This window comes from Streptomyces sp. NPDC037421, assembly GCF_055602105.1.
In genome coordinates, this window is sequence record NZ_JBVJWV010000008.1 from 214367 (window position 1) to 231735 (window position 17369).

The window sequence follows — 17369 nt, forward strand, 5'->3', positions numbered from 1 at the left end:
AGGCCACCGCCCGACCAGGAGGTGCCATGACCACCCTCACCCGCTACGGCGTACGCAACTACCCGCCCCGCCAGGACTCCGTACCCGCCGCCAGGCGATGGGCCGCGTGGCTGGCCGTCGCGTGGGGGGAGCCGCGGGTGGCGTCGGACGTGGCGCTGCTGACCAGCGAGCTCGTCACCAACGCGCTGCTGCACGGGGCGATCCGGGACCGGTACATCCGGGTCGAGGTGCAGCTCCACGGAGCAGTGCTCCGCATCGCGGTCACCGATCCGAAGGGCGAGCGGTGGCCCGAGCCGCGAGCGGTGTCCGACGAGGACCAGTACGGGCGCGGGCTGCGGATCGTGGAGGCCGTCGCCCAGCGGTGGGGGGCGTCACAGCGGGTGGTCGGGAAGACCGTGTGGGCCGAGTGCGCGCTCCCGGGGCCCGTATAAGGTCCCCCGTATGGATGGCTGGACGGCGCCGAGTGCGATCGAGAGGGAGTTGTACGAGGCCAAGCGGCGCGGTGACTGGCCGGGCTACCTCGACGCCCTCGCGCGCGCCGAGCTGTTCCTGCCCCAGGCCCGCGCCGACGTCGACGCCGACCCCCGCGCCGCCCGCTTCCACCCCGGCCCCGCCGGCCTCGCCGTCTACACCCGGGGCATGCTCCCGGCCCCCGGCCCGGACACCGTGTTCCTGCGCCAGAGCCTCGCCTGGTTCGCGAACGCCTGGGACGACCGGGACCCCGCCCACCTCGCCGTGAACCCCGGCACGCCCGCCGAGGCGTACCTCACCACCACACCCGCCGACCGTGCCCGCTGGCGCGCGCACTGGGACGCCGCGCCCGCCTGGGGCCTGGCCCCCGGCGCGCTGCACGCCCTGCACACCGGCGGGCCGCTGCACGGTCCGGTCGCGCACGGGCTGGCCGTCGGGGCCCACCTCTCGGTCTCCAACGGGGAGTTCTGGAACTCCCTCGCCCACCACGGCAACGGCTACACCCGCGAACGCGACCGGCTGCGCAGGTCCTGGGGCGTCACGGACACCGCCGGCTGGTTCGAGGTGCTCCAGCGGATGCTGAACGCCGAGATAGTCAGCCCCGTCTGGGAGTACGCGCTGCGCGTGCGCCGGCTGCTGGCCTCCGACTTCGCCGGGCCCGTCGACGTCGAGCACTGGCGCGACGCCGCCGAGGCGAGCCTCCGGCACGGCGCCGAGAAGGCCGCCGAGCCGCAGCTCACCCCCGACGGGGTGACCGTCGCCGCCCCGCGTCCGGCGGCCGAGGTCGAGGGGGAGATCGCCGGGGTGCGGCGGCTCATCGGCCGGATCGCCCGCTACGAGCAGCGCTTCCGGGCCGACGGGCTGCTCCCCGAGGACGGCTGGGTGCGCTCGGTGCACGCCTGGGACCTCGGCCGCGCCTCCCAGATGGCCCGCTGGGGGCTCGCCACCCGCTACGGGACCCTGGAGGACGCCGAGCGCGCCGTGCTCCGCGCGGGCGCGGCGGCCCGGGGGGCGTACCGCTCGTGGGAGGAGTTCTCCGCCGGGTACGCGCTGGGGCGCTGCCTGCACTTCGACGAGGAGGAGTTCGGGCGCTGGTACGGGTCCTCGCTCGCCACCCACCTGACCCTCACCACCGATCCGGCCAGCCCGTACCGGAACATCCCCTGGGAGTGACCGCGCCCGGGGCCGACTTCGGGAAGTAGGCGCGGGCCCCCGTAAAAGGGCGTGGCGCCGGCGCCCGCGCGAACTACCGTGACCGGTATGACGATTGTGCTGAATGACGCCGTACGGCAGTTGCTCGACGCCCCCCACCCCGCGGTCCTCTCCACCCTCAACCCCGACGGCAGCCCGCAGAGTTCGGTGGTCTGGGTGTCCCGGGACGGCGACGACCTGCTGGTCTCCACCGAGCGGGGCCGCCGCAAGGAGCGGAACATGGCCCGCGACGAGCGGGTCGGCCTGACCGTCTTCGACCTCGCCAACCCCTACCTCTACGCGGAAATCCGCGGCACCGCGACCCTCACCGAGGACACCGGCCGGGCCGTCGCCGTCCGGATCGCCGAGGAGTACCTCGGGCCGGGGGCCGGCAAGGAGTACGGGGACGCCTCCGACGGGGCCGTGCGCGTGGTCGTGCGCATCACCCCGTCCAAGGTGCTCGGCAACGCCGCGAAGGCCGACGCCGGGGCCTGACGGGCTCAGGGCCGCCGCCCCGGCAGCCGCAGCGCCGGGATCACGGCCAGGGCCAGCAGCACCGCCGCGGCTCCGTAGGCGAGGCGGAAGCCGGCCGGGCCCACGCCCGCCCCGCCGAGGAGGACGGACAGCAGCGCCGTCCCGACCGAGGCCCACAGCTGGGAGTTGATGCTCAGGGCGGTGCTCGCCGCGGCCATGCGCCCGTCGGGCAGGTCACGGCTCGCGGTGGTCATCGTCGGCATCAGGACGATCCCGGCGCCGACGCCCATGACCAGGCCCGCGCCGACCACCTGCCAGACCGGTACCCCGTCGGTGCCGGTCAGCAGGGCGGTCGCCGCCATGCCGAGGGCCCCCACCACCGCCCCGGCCGGGATCAGCCCGCGCGGCGAGACCTTGTCGACGCGCCGCGAGGCGATCTGCATGGTCAGGCCGACGGCGAGCCCGACGGGGGCGCCGAGGAGACCGGCCGCGCTCGCGCTCATGCCGCGCGCCTGCTGGAAGTACATCGGGCCCAGCAGCATCGACCCAAAGTAGCCGCAGGTGAAGAAGGCGAGGGTGGTGATGCCGGCGGCGAAGGTGCGGTCGCGCAGCAGCCGCAGGTCCAGCAGCGGTTCGCGCACCTTGAGGGCGCGCCGTACGAAGGCGGCGGCGAGGGCCGCGCCGGCCAGCGTGGGCAGCAGCGCGCCGGGGGCGGTGAAGTCGCCGCCCTCGCCGCCCCGGGACAGCCCGAACAGCAGCAGGGCCAGGCCCGGGGAGAGCATCAGCAGCCCGGGGACGTCCAGCCGGGGCGCCGACGCCGGGTCGGCGGGTGCGTCGGACACCAGGAGCTTCGCCGCGAGCGCCAGGGCGGCCGCTCCGACGGGCAGGTTGACCAGGAAGATCCACTGCCAGGAGGCGGAGTCGACGAGCCAGCCGCCGAGCATCGGGCCGGCGACCGGGCCGACCAGGATCGGCAGCCCGAGCAGGGCCATCGCCCGTCCCATCCGGGCCCGGTCGGCACTCCGCATGACCATGGTCATGCCCACCGGCATCAGCAGCCCGCCGCCCAGCCCCTGGACGGCGCGGAAGGCGATCAGGCTGCCCGCGTTCCAGGCGCAGGCGGCGAGCAGGGAGCCCAGGGTGAAGAGGACGAGGGCGGTCAGGTAGGTGCGCTTGGCGCCGATCCGGCCCATGGCCCAGGCCGCGGCCGGGATGACGGCGGCGAGCGCGAGGGTGTAGGCGGTGGCGGTCCACTGGATGGTCTCCAGCGGGGCGTGGAAGGCCTCGGAGAGACGGCCCAGGGCCACGTTGACGATCGTCATGTCGAGGACCGCCATCACCGAGCCGGTGATGACGACGGCGATCGTCTTCCCTAACGACCCCGGGCCGGCGGGTGCCGCCTCGCGGGGGGCCGCGGAGGCGGAGGCGGGTGCTGCGGTCATGGCGTCCGACTCCCTCAGGCCTCGTAGGGCCGGCCGGCGCGCGCGGTCCGCAGCGCCCTTGCCCACCAGTCCAGTTGGCCGAGCATGTTCTTGGTGGCGCTCTCGGTGACGGCCGCGTCGCGCGGGACGCCGTCCTGCCCGAGCCCGGACCACGGGCCGTGCAGGCTCACGGAGTCGCGTACGGTCACGGCGTGCAGCTCGGCGAAGACCAGCCGGAGCTGCTCCACGGCGCGCAGGCCGCCGCCGACCCCTCCGTACGAGACGAAGCCGACGGCCTTGGCCTGCCACTCCGGCCGGTGCCAGTCGATGAGGTTCTTCAGCACGGCCGGGAAGCTGTGGTTGAACTCGGGGGTGACGAAGACGAACGCGTCGGCCGCGGCCAGGCGCGGGCCGACCTCCGCGAGCACGGCGGCGGCCGCCGGGTCCGGGGAGCCGCCCCAGTCGGGCATGGCCAGCGGGAGCGGTACGTCGGCGAGGTCGATGACGTCGAAGTCCAGGCCGCTGTGGTGGGCGGCCGCGGCGCTCAGGAACCAGTCGGTGACGGCGGGGCCCCGGCGGCCCTCGCGGACGCTCCCGATGACGACGGCCACGCGCAGCGGCTCGTCCAGGACTGTTTCGTTGACGGACATGATGATCCCCCTTGGACAGCGGACCGGCCGCCCGGTGCGGCCGCCGCTCCGGTAAACTACAACGGTCGTTGTAAAAACTGCAACGCCCGTTGTAAAAAATTGAGGAGGCTGGTGTGGACGGCAGCAACGACACCCGGGCATCGGAGCCCCGGGCAGCAGAGGTACAGCCCGGGATCCCGCCGCGGAAGCTGGCGAAGCGGATCGCCCTGGCGAAAGCGGCCTGCGCGGTGTTCGGCCGCGAGGGGTACGCGCGCGCCTCCGTGGACGCGCTCGCGGAGGCCGCCGGCGTCTCCACCCGGACGCTCTACAACCACTTCCCGGGCGGCAAGGCGGAGCTCTTCGCGACCGTCGTCACCTGGACCTCGGGGGAGGTCCGCGACACCCACATCGCCAAGGTGCGCGCCCTGTTCGACCCCGGGCGCCCGCCCCACCCGGACAACCTGGAACGCGATCTGACGGCCCTCGCCCGCGCGCTGGTCTGCGTGATGTTCGAGCACTCCGACCACTTCGCGCTGGTCCGGCACATCCACGCCGAGGTCAACCACGTGCCGGCCGAGGTGCTGGAGGCGTGGAAGGAGGCCGGGCCGCGCCCCGTCGCCCGCGCCCTCGCCGAGGCGATGGAGGGCCTCGCCGCCGCAGGGCTGATCGACGTGCACGGTGATGCGGAACTGGCGGGCATCCACTTCACCGCCCTGACGGCGCACCAGATCGTGCAGCAGTCCCACTACGGGCTCCTGCCCCTGCCCGAGGAGGAGACCGAACGGCTCATCACCGGCGGGGTGGCGGCATTCACGCGCGCCTACCGGGCCGGATGACGCCCCTGGCCCGGACCGCGCCTAGGGCAGCCCTGGACGCACCCGCGACCAGGCGTCCAGCGCCACCGCCAGCGGGTCCCCGTCCACCAGGTGCGGCCGGGCGGCGCCCGTCCACCGCAGCAGGATCTTGAGGTGGCGCAGGTGCACGATCTCCGCGCGCGGCAGCTCCCGCCAGACGCGGGCCCGCGCGGCCGCCTCCGCCGGGGTGAGGTCCACCAGCGCGAGAGCCTCCCGGCACACGGCGGCCGGGTCACCGCCGCGCCCGGGCCCGAACTCCCGGATCAGGTAGCCGCGTACGAAGGCCAGCTCGATCCCCCGGACCAGGTCGGACGCGCCCTCCGCCGCCGCGCACCGGTACGCCGCCGCCACCGCCAGCCGGCCCCAGCGCAGCCGCGTCGCGTCCGGCAGCAGGCCGTCCTGCATCCCGCCCACCGCGAGGCCGCGCAGGGTGCGCGGGTGCGGCTCGTCCGTCAGCGGCGGCCCGGCGGCCAGCCAGGCCTCCAGCTCCGCCAGGCCGTGCCCGTCCGGGGGTACGCAGGTCAGCACCTGGCCGCGGCTGAGCAGCGCGACGACGGCACCCGCGAGGCGGACCCGCGCCGTGTGGCCGGCGCCGAACGACTCGGCGTGTCGGCCGTGGCGCTCTATCCCCCGCAGCCAGAGCCTCGACTCACCGGCCGCGTACACCTGTCCGGCCCGTGCCACCCCGCCGACGCACCGCACGAGGCACACCCCGCCGGTGACGTCGGCCTCCTCCACGCAGTACACCTGCAACTCGGCGATCGGCATCCCGGGATGCTACCGATTCAGCTCCCGGGCGGGGCCTCCAGGACGAGGCGGATCTCGGTGACCTCGTAGCCCGCCCGGTCGAAGGCGGCGGCCATCGGGAGGTTCACGGTGTCGGTGGTCGCGGTGATCCGCTCGGCGCCCTCGCCCGCGTGGAAGCGGGTGATCTCGGCGAGGACCTCGTCGATCAGGCCCTTGCCGCGCTGCTCGGGGACGACGCCCAGGTAGCCGACGTTGCGGTGGTAGGGGGTCGCGGAGGGGATCGCCATCCCGGCGAGGGTGCCGTCGGGGAGGTGGGCCAGGCGCCACCAGGAGCGCTCGCCGGGGCAGTCGCTGTAGAACTCGAAGTCCTCACGGGCGAACTCCTCCTCGGACATCGCGGCCAGCTCGCTCTGGGTGTTCAGATCGAGGCTGCCGCGGGAGAGCCGGGCGAAGCCGTCGAGGAACTCCTCGTCGGTGCCCTCGCGGAAGACGAGCCTGCCCGTCGGCTCGGCCGTCCCGGCGGCCGGGGTCCACTCGTAGCGCAGGCGCTCGACCTCGCGGGTCAGACCGGCCCGCTGCGCGGCCTCCTGGCGCCAGGCGACCGCCCCGGCCAGAGCGGGGTCGTCGCGCCAGCCCCGGGGCAGGGACACGTTGTAGGCCGGGCGCTTGCCGAAGGCGGTGTGCCCGGCCTCCAGCAGGGCGGCGGCCAGGGCGGCCGGGTCGGCGACCTCGGTGCGGACCTGGAGGCAGTCGAGGGCGACGGGCCGCTCGCTGTCCGCGCGCCCCCACCACAGGGCGCGGGCAAGCACCCGGCCGTCCTCGTCCTCGGCGAACCAGGTCCACTCGGGGCGCATCCGGTTGCCCGCGAGCTCCTCGCGGATCCGGTCGGCGGTCATGGGGGCGACGGGGCCGTCGGCCGGGTGGGCCAGGGCGCGGTCGATGTCTGCGGGGTCTGCGGTGGCAGCGCGAAATCTCATCAGGCCGATGATCACACCGGACCTCCCTGTTGACCAGGGGATTTCCTCCCGGATGGCGGTCGGGGAAACGCCCGATGGCCGGTCCCGCGGAGGAGGGACCGGCCATCGGGGGGTTTCGCTGCCCGGGGCTCCGCTACGACCAGGTGATCAGCCGGCGCGGGTGCTCCAGTACCGCCGCGATGTCCGCGAGGAACTTGGAGCCGAGCTCACCGTCGATGAGGCGGTGGTCGAACGACAGGGCCAGGGTGGTGACCTGGCGCGGCTTCACCTTGCCCTTGTGGACCCACGGCTGGAGCTTGATCGCGCCGACCGCGAGGATCGCGGACTCGCCGGGGTTCAGGATGGGCGTACCGGTGTCGACGCCGAAGACGCCGACGTTGGTGATGGTGAGGGTGCCGTTCTGCATGTCGGCCGGGGAGGTCTTGCCCTCGCGGGCCGTGGCGACCAGGTCGGACAGGCCCGTCGACAGCTCCGCCAGGCTCTTGGCGTGGGCGTCCTTGATGTTCGGGACGATCAGGCCGCGCGGGGTGGCCGCCGCGATCCCCAGGTTGACGTAGTGCTTGAGCACGATCTCCTGGGCCGCCTCGTCCCAGGAGGCGTTGACCTCCGGGTTGCGGCGGACGGCGATGAGGACGGCCTTGGCGATCAGGAGGAGCGGGTTGATCCGCAGGCCCGCGAGGTCCGGGTCCTCCTTGAGCTCCTGGACCAGCTTCATCGTGCGGGTCACGTCGAGGGTGATGAACTCGGTGACGTGCGGCGCGGTGAAGGCGGAGCCGACCATGGCCTGCGCGGTGACCTTGCGGACGCCCTTGACCGGGATACGGGTCTCCCGCGCGCCCGGCGCCGCCACGGCCGCGGCCGCCGCGGCGGGAGCCGCGACCGGTGCGGGCGCGGCCACCGGGGCCGGAGCCTGGGCCGGGGCCTGGACGGGGGCCTGCGGGGCGAGCGCTGCCGCCGCGGCGGCGTGCACGTCCTCCCGGGTCACGACCCCGCCGTCACCGGTGGGGACCACCGCGGCCAGGTCGATGCCGAGGTCCTTGGCGAGCTTGCGCACGGGCGGCTTGGCCAGCGGCCGCTCGGCGGTGGCCACGCCGTTGCCGTTGCCGTTGGCGTACGCGGTGCCGTTCTGCGCCGCGGGAGCGGGCGCGGCCGGAGCGGCCGGAGCGGCCGGAGCCGGGACGGCTGCCACCGGGGCCGCGACTGCGGCCGTCGGGACGGCCTTGCGCGGGCGGCGCTTGGTCGAGGCCTGGGAGACCCCGTAGCCCACCAGCACGGGCTGGCGGCCCTCGGCCGCCGGCTCCTCGGCAGCCTCCGAGCCCGCCGGGGCGGCAGCGGCGGCCGCCACCGGGGCCTCGGCGCCGGAGGCACCGGCGTCCCCGGTCTCGACGGAGATGATGACCTGGCCGACGTCGACCGTCACGCCCTCCTCGAAGAGCAGCGCGTGCACCACCCCGTCGAAGGGGATCGGCAGCTCCACGGCCGCCTTCGCGGTCTCCACCTCGCAGACGACCTGCCCGTCGGTGACCGTGTCACCCGGCTGGACGTACCACTTGAGGATCTCGGCCTCGGTCAGGCCCTCGCCCACGTCGGGCATCTTGAATTCGCGGATCGTCATCGCGCTGATCTCCTCAGTACGCCAGCGAGCGGTCGACGGCGTCGAGCACCCTGTCCAGGCCGGGCAGGTACTCGTCCTCCAGGCGGGCCGGCGGGTACGGGGCGTGGAATCCGCCGACGCGCAGCACCGGCGCCTCCAGGTGGTAGAAGCACCGCTCCGTGATGCGGGCGGCGATCTCCGCGCCGGTACCGAGGAAGACCGGGGCCTCGTGGACCACGACCAGACGGCGGGTCCTCTCCACCGACGCCTGGATCCCGTCGAAGTCGATCGGCGACATCGAGCGCAGGTCGAGGACCTCCACCGACTTGCCCTCCTCGGCGGCCGCGGCGGCGGCCTCCAGGCAGACCTTCACCATCGGGCCGTACGCGGCCAGGGTGACGTCCGTGCCGGAGCGGACGAGGCGCGACTTGTGCAGCTCGCCGGGGATGGCCTCGGTGTCGACCTCGCCCTTGTCCCAGTAGCGGCGCTTCGGCTCGAAGAAGATCACCGGGTCGTCGCTGAGGATCGCCTGCTGGAGCATCCAGTAGGCGTCGCTGGCGTTCGACGGGGAGACCACCTTCAGGCCCGGGACGTGCGCGAAGAGCGCCTCGGGGGACTCGCTGTGGTGCTCGACGGCGCCGATCGCGCCGCCGTACGGGATGCGCACGACGACCGGCAGCTTGATCTTGCCGAGGGCGCGGGCGTGCATCTTCGCGAGCTGCGTGACGATCTGGTCGTACGCGGGGAAGACGAAGCCGTCGAACTGGATCTCCACCACCGGCCGGTAGCCGCGCAGGGCCAGGCCGATGGCGGTGCCGACGATGCCGGACTCGGCGAGCGGGGTGTCGATGACCCGCTCCTCGCCGAAGTCCTTCTGGAGCCCGTCGGTGATGCGGAAGACACCGCCCAGCTTGCCGACGTCCTCGCCCATGATCAGGACCTTGGGGTCGGTCTCCAGGGCCTTGCGGAGCGACTCGTTGAGCGCCTTCGCGATCGACATCTTCTCGACAGCCATCAGTGACCCTCCTCGAAGGACGCGAGGTAGGCGGCGAACTGGGCGCGCTCCTCGTCGACGAGCGCGTGCCCGTCCGCGTAGACGTTCTCGAAGATCGCCATGGTGTCGGGGTCGGGCATGGCGCGCACGACCTCGCGCACCCGCTTGCCCATGGCCTCGCTCTCGGCCTCCAGCTCCTCGAAGAACGCCTCGTCGGCGCCCCCGGAGGCCAGCAGGTGGGCCTTCAGGCGCAGGATCGGGTCCTTCGCCTCCCAGGCCGCCGTCTCCTCGTCGAGCCGGTACTTGGTCGGGTCGTCGGAGGTGGTGTGGGCGCCCATGCGGTACGTGAACGCCTCGATCAGGGCCGGGCCCTCGCCGCGGCGGGCGCGGTCCAGCGCCCAGCGGGTGACCGCGAGGCAGGCCAGTACGTCGTTGCCGTCGACGCGGATGCCCGGGAAGCCGAAGCCCTGGGCGCGCTGGTAGAGCGGCACGCGCATCTGGCGCTCGGTCGGCTCGGAGATCGCCCACTGGTTGTTCTGGCAGAAGAACACCACGGGGGAGTTGTAGACGGCGGAGAAGTTGAAGGCCTCCATCACGTCGCCCTGGCTGGACGCGCCGTCGCCGAAGTACGCGATCACGGCCGAGTCGGCGCCGTCCTTGGCCACGCCCATGGCGTAGCCGGTGGCGTGCAGCGTCTGCGAGCCGATGACGATCGTGTACAGGTGGAAGTTGTTGGTGTTCGGGTCCCAGCCGCCGTGGTTCACACCGCGGAACATGCCGAGCAGGTTCGTCGGGTCGACGCCGCGGCACCAGGCCACGCCGTGCTCCCGGTAGGTCGGGAAGACGTAGTCGTCGTCGCGAAGCGCCCGGCCGGAGCCGATCTGCGCGGCCTCCTGGCCCAGCAGCGAGGCCCACAGGCCCAGCTCGCCCTGGCGCTGGAGCGCGGTCGCCTCGCCGTCGAAGCGGCGGGTGAGGACCATGTCGCGGTACAGCGCCCGCAGGTCCTCGGTGGTGATGTCCGCGACGAAGGGCGCGAATTCCGCGATGTCGGGGTTGCCCTCGACCTCGACCCTTTCACCCTCGGGCGTCAGCAGTTGTACGAGCTGAGGCTCGGCGTCGTGCGGCTGTGCGGTGGCAGCGGCGGTCTTGCGGGCGCTTGCCGCGCCGGCCGCCCGCTTGGTGCCGCTGCTGCGTCGCGGCTTGCGCGCGGCAGTGCTCTCCACGGTCACGTGTGCTCCTCCGTCGGTCCGGCACCCGGGTTCTCCGGGGACCAGTGCGGCTCACCTGTATCCGTACCCGTGCACGGGGTGGGTGCACGGCGCGTAACGGATTCAGGCGTGACAGGTGCCCCGGCGAGTGCCCTGCGCACAGCACGTTACCCAGTGCGACGCATAACTGCGAAACCCCGTTTGACCTGCGATTTTGCTTGGATATCCAAGTAAATCGGCCACCTGGGGAACATCCACTGGTCACAGCCTTGCAGGGGGCCGGAACAACGGCACGTTATCCCGGGTAACCGCGGCAGGGAAGAGGTGAGTGTGTGAAGATGAGTTTGTGCGCGAAGACGGAAAAATCAAGGTATTTCTCCTGGACGACCACGAAGTGGTACGTCGGGGCGTTCATGAGCTTTTGTCGGTCGAAGAGGACATCGAGATCGTCGGTGAGGCCGGTACCGCCGCCGACGCCCTGGTCCGCATTCCCGCCACCCGCCCCGACGTCGCCGTCCTCGACGTGCGCCTGCCGGACGGCAGCGGTGTCGAGGTCTGCCGCGAGGTGCGCTCGCTGGACGAGGACGTCAAGTGCCTGATGCTCACCTCGTTCGCCGACGACGAGGCGCTGTTCGACGCGATCATGGCGGGCGCCTCCGGCTACGTCCTCAAGGCGATCCGCGGGAACGAGCTGCTCAGCGCCGTGCGCGACGTGGCGGCCGGCAAGTCGCTGCTGGACCCCGTGGCCACCGCGCGCGTGCTGGAACGGCTGCGCGACGGCAAGAACGGCAAGGGTGACGACCGGCTGTCCAACCTCACCGAGCAGGAGCGCAAGATCCTCGACCTGATCGGCGAGGGCCTGACGAACCGGGTGATCGGCGAGCGGCTGCACCTGGCCGAGAAGACCATCAAGAACTACGTCTCCAGCCTGCTGTCCAAGCTGGGCATGGAGCGCCGCTCCCAGGCCGCCGCGTACGTGGCCCGCCTCCAGGCGGAGAAGCGCTAGCACGTACCAGCGCAGGTCAAGGCGGTGGGGCGGGCCGCCTCGACCCGCCCCGGACCGCCTCTTGAGCGGTTCTCGACCGTGACGCCCCGTGGCCGCGTGATGCCCCGGGGCGCACTGTTCAATTCGGGACCAACGTCCCCGATCATCAGGGCCGGGTCCTCTGTCCGGCGCTCCGCCGGTGCCCGAGAGTGGCTGCATGTCCCCAGAGGAACTCCACGCCATCGAACTGCTGCGCCGCGTGCCCTACGGCCGGGTCGCCACCAGCATGCGCGCGCTCCCCTTCCTCGCCGTCGCCCGCCACATCGTGGTGGACGGCAGGGTCCTGCTGAGAATGCACGGCGGTTTCGGCTACCACCAGGCGTGCGCCGGCAGTGTCGTCGCCTACGGGGCGGACAACTTCAATTCCGGTGAGGCCGCGTTGTGGACGGTGCAGTTCACCGGTACGGCGGAGTTGGTCGAGCCGGCCACGGCAGAACTGGAACTATTCGGTCCGGGGCCGCATTTCGTGGACGGAGAAGTGTTCGACCCCGTCTACATGCGCATCGAACCGCAACTCGTCACCGTGCACACGCTGCCCGGGAACCCGGCCGGCGAGACCCGTGACGGCTGCGCGGACCGCCCGTACCAGCACGCCCTCTGACCTGGTGACGGACAGGGAAGCGGGTACGGAAACGGGTACGGAAACGGGTACGGAAACGGGTACGGAAAAGGCCCGGCGGAATTACTTCCTCCGGGCCCTTTCCGATCGGCTGTCAGCCCTCGCTCGCGGGGCTTCCGCCGCTGGTGGGCGGCGTCGGCTTGGTCGGCGGGTCCGTCGGGGGCGTCGGCTTCGTCGAAGGATCCACCGGCGGGGTGGTCTTCGGCGTGGAGGACGCGGTGGACGGGGCCGACGGGGTGGTGCTCGGCGTGTACTTGCTGCGGCTCGGAGTCGGCCGGTACGTCTCGTCGGTGTGCGAGCCGGTCTCCGGGCTCGGCGAGGTCGACGGGGTGTCCGGCGTGCTGCCGCTGCTCTGCGAGGGAGCGGGCGAGCTGGTGCTGCTCTTCGGCTTGTTGCCGCCGCCGCCCCCGCCGAGACCGCCGGTCTTGATCGCGTACGCGACACCGCCGGCGATCGCGAGGACCGCGAGCACCGCGAAGAGCCACGCCTTCCACGCACCGCCGCGCCGGCCGTTGTCGTAGGGGTCGTAGCCGCCGTGACCGCCGTGACCGCCCTGGCCGCCGCCGTGGTTGCCGCCGCCCGGGAAGGCCGTGCCGTCGTCCGGGTTCAGCGGGGGGACCATCGGCTGCTGGAACTGCGAGGTCGTGGCGTGCGAGGGGTACTGCTGGCGCGGGCCGCCGTTCTGGGCGGGCGCCATCGCCGTGGTGGGCGCGCCGCCCGGCTGGCCGTGCGGGAGCGCCATGGTGACGGGGCCGGTGTTCCAGGTGCCGGTGTTCGGACCCTGGTCCTGGAGCATCTGGAGGGCGTACTGGACGAGCCCGCGCATCTCCTCGGCGCTCTGGAACCGGTCGTCCGGGTCCTTGGCGAGGGAGCGCATGACCAGGCCGTCGAGCTCCTGCGGGATGGAACCGCCCTCGGGCAGCTGCGAGGGCGGCACCGGCGCGTCCTGGACGTGCTGGTAGACCACCGACAGCGGGGTCTCGCCGGTGAAGGGGGGCCGCAGCGCGAGGAGTTCGTAGAGCAGGCAGCCGGTGGCGTACAGGTCGGAGCGGTGGTCCACGGCCTTGCCGAGGGCCTGCTCGGGCGACAGGTACTGGGGGGTGCCCATGACCATGCCGGTCTGGGTCATCGTCGACTGCGCGCCGTGCAGGGCGCGGGCGATGCCGAAGTCCATCACCTTCACGGCGCCGGTGTTGGTGATGATGACGTTGGCGGGCTTGATGTCGCGGTGCACGATGCCGTGCTGGTGCGAGTAGGCGAGCGCTTCGAGCACGCCCGACACGATGATGAGCGCCTGCTCGGGCCCCGGGGCCTCGGCGCTGATGAGGAGCTCGCGGATGGTGCGGCCCTCGACCAGCTCCATCACGATGTACGGGACCACGTTCGGGCCGACCCGGTCCTCGCCGGAGTCGTACACGGCGACGACGGCGTGGTGGTTGAGGCCGGCGACCGACTGCGCCTCACGGGTGAAGCGGGCCTTGGACACCGGGTCCTCGGCCAGGTCGGCGCGGAGCAGCTTCACGGCCACGGTGCGGCCCAGCCGTACGTCCTCGGCCGCGAACACCTCGGCCATGCCGCCGCGGCCCAGGCGGTGGGTCAGCCGGTAGCGGCCGTCGCCCACGAGACCGCCCGCGCCCCAGTGCTCAGGACCGTCGGCCATCCCGGCGCCGTTTCCCTCGGGTTCGGGTGACATCAGTCCTCGCCGTCGTCTCTCTCGTCCGCTCTAGCGGTGGGGCCTCATCGGGTGCTCCGGCTGAACGCTACAGCCTCTGAACCCGTCACCGTTCGGCTACAGACGCCCCGTAGGCCTGCGGTCACGCAGCGGGCACCGGCTTGACGTGTGCTTGCCCTCCGGCAGACTGGGCGCGACATGCGCTCAGCCAGACGCGTAGGGAAACAGCCCGAGGGGAAGCAACAGTCATGAGCCAGGACGGCACGCAGGGCCGGTACGCAGGCGGCTCCCTGGCCGGTGGCCGTTACCAGCTAAGGGATTTGCTGGGCGAGGGGGGCATGGCCTCGGTCTACCTCGCGTACGACTCCGCGCTCGACCGCCAGGTCGCGATCAAGACCCTGCACAGCGAACTCGGACGCGAGGCGTCCTTCCGCGAGCGCTTCCGGCGTGAGGCGCAGGCTGTTGCGAAACTGTCGCACACCAACATCGTCTCGGTCTTCGACACCGGCGAGGGAACCGTCACCTTCGGCTCCGGCGGCGGTGACGAAGCGGTCATGCCGTACATCGTCATGGAGTACGTGGAGGGGCAGCCGCTCGGCGCGGTCCTCGACGCGGACGTGCGCCAGTACGGCGCCATGCCGGCGGACAAGGCGCTGAAGGTGACGGCCGACGTGCTGGCCGCGCTGGAGACCAGCCACGAGATGGGCCTGGTCCACCGCGACATCAAGCCCGGCAACGTGATGATGACCAAGCGCGGCGTGGTCAAGGTGATGGACTTCGGCATCGCCCGCGCCATGCAGTCGGGGGTCACCTCGATGACGCAGACCGGCATGGTCGTCGGCACCCCGCAGTACCTCTCGCCCGAGCAGGCGCTGGGGCGCGGCGTGGACGCCCGCTCCGACCTGTACTCGGTCGGCATCATGCTGTTCCAGCTGCTGACGGGCCGGATCCCCTTCGACGCGGACTCGCCGCTGGCCATCGCGTACGCGCACGTCCAGGAGGAGCCGGTGGCTCCGTCGGCCGTCAACCGGTCGATCACCCCGGCGATGGACGCGCTGGTGGCCCGGGCGCTCAAGAAGAACCCGAACGAGCGCTTCCCCACGGCCGCGGCCATGCGGGACGAGATCATGCGCGTGATGTCGGCCGGCCAGACCGGCGCCCCGGTCATCGTCCCGGGCGCCGCGGCCGGCGGCAGCGGGGCGGGCGTGGGCTCGGCCGTCTTCCCGCCGGTGGACTCCGGTTTCCAGGCGCCGCCGCCGCAGTCGCTCCAGCAGCCCTACCAGGCCCAGACTCCGCCGCCCTCCCCGTACGCGCCGCAGACGCACCAGCAGCCCCAGCAGCAGGGCGGTTACGCGTACCCGCACACCCCCGCGCCGGTGCCGCAGCAGCAGTACGCCCCGCAGACCCCGCCGCCGTTCACCATCTCGCCCACGCCGGCACCCGCCGCGGCGGCCTCCTCGGGCGGCGGGAAGAAGAACACCCCGGTCGTGGTCGGCGCCATCGCGGTGGCCCTGCTGGCCATCGGCGGTCTGATCGCGGTGCTGAACATGGACGACGACGACAAGAAGGACGACACGGCCTCCCCGGCCGCCTCGGCCTCGGCGTCCGCGTCCGCGTCCGGCGCGGCGAAGCCCGGCCACAAGGGGCCGGACCCGTCGCGCACGATCGACGTGGAGAAGTGCAAGAGCCCGACGAAGTCCTACAAGGACGCCACCAAGGTCGTGGCCCCGGACTTCCGGTACAAGAACCTCCGCTCCGTGAAGGAGTGCATCCAGGCCGCGGGCTGGAGGTTCGAGATCCAGAACCGCGACGAGACCGTCTACGGCCAGGACACCGTCCTGGAGCAGCTGCCGGCGTCCGGGACCGACGTGCCCAAGGAGGGCACGCAGTTCACGCTGGTCGTCTCCACCGGCGACCCCCAGTAGGCACCCGCCCCCCGGCCGGCGTCGCTCGGCCGGGAGCGGCTGCCGGCAGCTCCGCGGCTCCGTCTCGCTTGCCGACCCGTACCGCCAGACCGGTGGTACGGGCGTCCCCGGCACCCTGACGGACCGCCCGAGATGCCCGCTTTGCCCCAGCATGTGAACCTGAGTGCGGCGCTCCGACATCGGACGTCCGGGCCGCACGGAAGGGGAGGGGCACCCCGTGACTCGACGCCTCCGCCCGCCGCACTGGACCGCCGGGGCCTCGCTGGCCGCCGCCGCGCTGCTGGCCGCCGCACCCGCGAGCGCGACCCCCGTCCGCGCCCCGGCCGTCGCCGCGCCCCCGCTCCCCGGCCGGGCGGCCTGGGGGCACCTCCCGGCGGTACCGCAAGAGGCGTACGAGGAACTCGCCGGCAGCGCCGCCGGCGTCGCGCGGGAGCACCCGGGGCGGCCCGCCGACGCACCGCCCGACCCCGGCTTCGCCGCCGCCTCCCGGCCGGTGCGCCCGGTCCACCCGGCGCGCCCGCTCCACCCGGCGCAGGAGCGGCCGGAGGCCGTCGCACCGCGGCCGGAGGCCGTCGCACCGCGGCCGGAGGCCGTACCGAGCCCGTCGGCACCCGTCACCGCGCCTGCCACCACGCCTGCCACCGCCCCTGTCACCGCGCTCGGCACCGAGCCCAACGAACGGGCCGCCGACCTGGCCGCGGATCTGCTCCCGCTGGGCACCGGACTGGCCCTGATGGGGCTGGGGATCGGCTACATGGGCATGCGGCTGCGGCGGGGCCGGTAGGGCGGCCCCGCCGGGGGCGGGGTGTTTGCGAAGACGAGCATACTCGGTATACATACTGAGTATGTCGATCCGTCACGGCCTTCTCGCACTGCTGGAACGGGGCCCCCGCTACGGCTCCCAGCTGCGCACCGAGTTCGAATCCCGCACCGGCTCCACCTGGCCGCTCAACGTCGGGCAGGTGTACACCACACTGGCCCGCCTGGAGCGCGACGGGCTCGTCGCCCCCGGCGGCGAGGACCACGCCGGCCACACCCTCTACGCCATCACCGACGGCGGCCGCACCGAACTGCGCGACTGGTACGAGCGGCCCGTCGACCGCACCAACCCGCCCCGCGACGAGCTGTCCATCAAGCTCGCCATGGCCGTGGGCGCGCCCGGCGTGGACATCCGCGCCGTCATCCAGGCCCAGCGGCACGCCACGCTCAAGGCGATGCAGGACTACACCCGGCTCAAGGCCGGGGCCCTCGCCGCCATCGAGAGCGGGCAGTCCCGCGAACGCGACGACCTGGCCTGGCTGCTGGTCCTGGAACAGCTGATCTTCCAGACCGAGGCCGAGGCGCGCTGGCTCGACCACTCCGAGTCCCGGCTCGTCAGGCTGGCCGCGCTCGGCCCGGCGGACGCGCCCGCGCCCGCCCCCGGACCCGAACCCGGGCCCGGGGGGGGGGGGGGGGGGGGGGGCGGGGGGAGGGGGGGGGGGGGGGAAAAAACACGACAAGCCCAACAGGGGGGGCGGATAGAAGGTATAGAGGGTGGGGGTGCGGTGC

16 protein-coding genes and 1 pseudogene are annotated in these 17369 nt (G+C 73.1%); 9 read left to right on the forward strand and 8 right to left on the reverse strand.

Annotation, left to right across the window (positions count from 1 at the left end; genetic code table 11):
- The first annotated feature begins 26 nt into the window (after nt 1-26).
- From ACZ7IF_RS15315 to ACZ7IF_RS15325, 3 genes are all read left to right on the forward strand, one after another.
- On the forward strand, nt 27-431 hold the full coding sequence (locus tag ACZ7IF_RS15315) for an ATP-binding protein (RefSeq protein ID WP_470970091.1): 405 nt from the start codon (nt 27-29) through the stop codon (nt 429-431).
- Nucleotides 432-441: 10 nt separating this feature from the next.
- Nucleotides 442-1644: a DUF1266 domain-containing protein gene (locus ACZ7IF_RS15320; protein ID WP_470970097.1), complete on the forward strand. Its 1203-nt coding sequence runs from the start codon at nt 442-444 to the stop codon at nt 1642-1644.
- An 87-nt stretch (nt 1645-1731) separates the two neighbouring features.
- Nucleotides 1732-2157, forward strand: a complete 426-nt coding sequence (locus ACZ7IF_RS15325; RefSeq protein ID WP_470970104.1) for a PPOX class F420-dependent oxidoreductase — start codon at nt 1732-1734, stop codon at nt 2155-2157.
- A gap of 5 nt (nt 2158-2162) precedes the next feature.
- Here ACZ7IF_RS15325 and ACZ7IF_RS15330 read toward each other — a convergent pair whose 3' ends face one another.
- Together ACZ7IF_RS15330 and ACZ7IF_RS15335 are read right to left on the reverse strand one after the other, a co-directional pair.
- Complete coding sequence (locus ACZ7IF_RS15330) at nt 2163-3578, reverse strand: DHA2 family efflux MFS transporter permease subunit (RefSeq protein ID WP_470970111.1); 1416 nt, start codon at nt 3576-3578, stop codon at nt 2163-2165.
- A 14-nt stretch (nt 3579-3592) separates the two neighbouring features.
- A complete protein-coding gene (locus ACZ7IF_RS15335; protein ID WP_470970116.1) occupies nt 3593-4207 on the reverse strand; it encodes an NADPH-dependent FMN reductase in 615 nt (204 codons plus the stop codon).
- 113 nt (nt 4208-4320) lie between these two features.
- Here ACZ7IF_RS15335 and ACZ7IF_RS15340 point away from each other — a divergent pair, with 113 nt between their 5' ends.
- Complete coding sequence (locus ACZ7IF_RS15340; RefSeq protein ID WP_470970121.1) at nt 4321-5022, forward strand: TetR/AcrR family transcriptional regulator; 702 nt, start codon at nt 4321-4323, stop codon at nt 5020-5022.
- Nucleotides 5023-5043: 21 nt separating this feature from the next.
- On the opposite strand, the gene ACZ7IF_RS15345 is transcribed toward ACZ7IF_RS15340, so the two are convergent.
- The 5 genes from ACZ7IF_RS15345 to pdhA form a co-directional block, all read right to left on the reverse strand.
- Nucleotides 5044-5808 carry a hypothetical protein gene (locus ACZ7IF_RS15345; RefSeq protein WP_470970125.1) on the reverse strand — a complete coding sequence of 255 codons (765 nt, stop codon included), beginning with the start codon at nt 5806-5808 and terminating at the stop codon, nt 5044-5046.
- Nucleotides 5809-5825: 17 nt separating this feature from the next.
- Nucleotides 5826-6764: a GNAT family N-acetyltransferase gene (locus tag ACZ7IF_RS15350; protein ID WP_470970129.1), complete on the reverse strand. Its 939-nt coding sequence runs from the start codon at nt 6762-6764 to the stop codon at nt 5826-5828.
- 133 nt (nt 6765-6897) lie between these two features.
- The gene (locus ACZ7IF_RS15355) at nt 6898-8379 is read right to left on the reverse strand and encodes a dihydrolipoamide acetyltransferase family protein (RefSeq protein WP_470970135.1); all 1482 of its coding nucleotides are present in this window, start codon (nt 8377-8379) and stop codon (nt 6898-6900) included.
- A gap of 13 nt (nt 8380-8392) precedes the next feature.
- Nucleotides 8393-9373 (reverse strand): alpha-ketoacid dehydrogenase subunit beta, encoded by a 981-nt coding sequence (locus ACZ7IF_RS15360; protein WP_470970141.1) that lies wholly within the window; start codon nt 9371-9373, stop codon nt 8393-8395.
- A complete protein-coding gene (gene pdhA, locus ACZ7IF_RS15365; protein ID WP_470970147.1) occupies nt 9373-10581 on the reverse strand; it encodes a pyruvate dehydrogenase (acetyl-transferring) E1 component subunit alpha in 1209 nt (402 codons plus the stop codon). Before pdhA ends, ACZ7IF_RS15360 begins: the two co-directional genes overlap by 1 nt.
- A gap of 325 nt (nt 10582-10906) precedes the next feature.
- Between pdhA and ACZ7IF_RS15370 the strand changes: the two genes are divergently transcribed.
- Nucleotides 10907-11566 (forward strand): response regulator, encoded by a 660-nt coding sequence (locus tag ACZ7IF_RS15370; RefSeq protein ID WP_470970154.1) that lies wholly within the window; start codon nt 10907-10909, stop codon nt 11564-11566.
- 196 nt (nt 11567-11762) lie between these two features.
- Nucleotides 11763-12206, forward strand: a complete 444-nt coding sequence (locus tag ACZ7IF_RS15375) for a pyridoxamine 5'-phosphate oxidase family protein (protein ID WP_470970161.1) — start codon at nt 11763-11765, stop codon at nt 12204-12206.
- A 112-nt stretch (nt 12207-12318) separates the two neighbouring features.
- Here the strand turns inward: ACZ7IF_RS15375 and ACZ7IF_RS15380 are convergent, their stop codons facing one another.
- Nucleotides 12319-13917: a protein kinase domain-containing protein gene (locus ACZ7IF_RS15380; protein ID WP_470970167.1), complete on the reverse strand. Its 1599-nt coding sequence runs from the start codon at nt 13915-13917 to the stop codon at nt 12319-12321.
- A gap of 227 nt (nt 13918-14144) precedes the next feature.
- Here ACZ7IF_RS15380 and ACZ7IF_RS15385 point away from each other — a divergent pair, with 227 nt between their 5' ends.
- From ACZ7IF_RS15385 to ACZ7IF_RS15395, 3 genes and pseudogenes are all read left to right on the forward strand, one after another.
- A complete protein-coding gene (locus ACZ7IF_RS15385) occupies nt 14145-15821 on the forward strand; it encodes a protein kinase domain-containing protein (RefSeq protein ID WP_470970174.1) in 1677 nt (558 codons plus the stop codon).
- Between the two features lie 217 nt (nt 15822-16038).
- The gene (locus ACZ7IF_RS15390; RefSeq protein WP_470970181.1) at nt 16039-16605 is read left to right on the forward strand and encodes a hypothetical protein; all 567 of its coding nucleotides are present in this window, start codon (nt 16039-16041) and stop codon (nt 16603-16605) included.
- A gap of 61 nt (nt 16606-16666) precedes the next feature.
- Nucleotides 16667-17284 (forward strand): annotated as a pseudogene (locus tag ACZ7IF_RS15395) (PadR family transcriptional regulator); the annotation flags it as partial.
- Between the last annotated feature and the right edge of the window lie 85 nt (nt 17285-17369).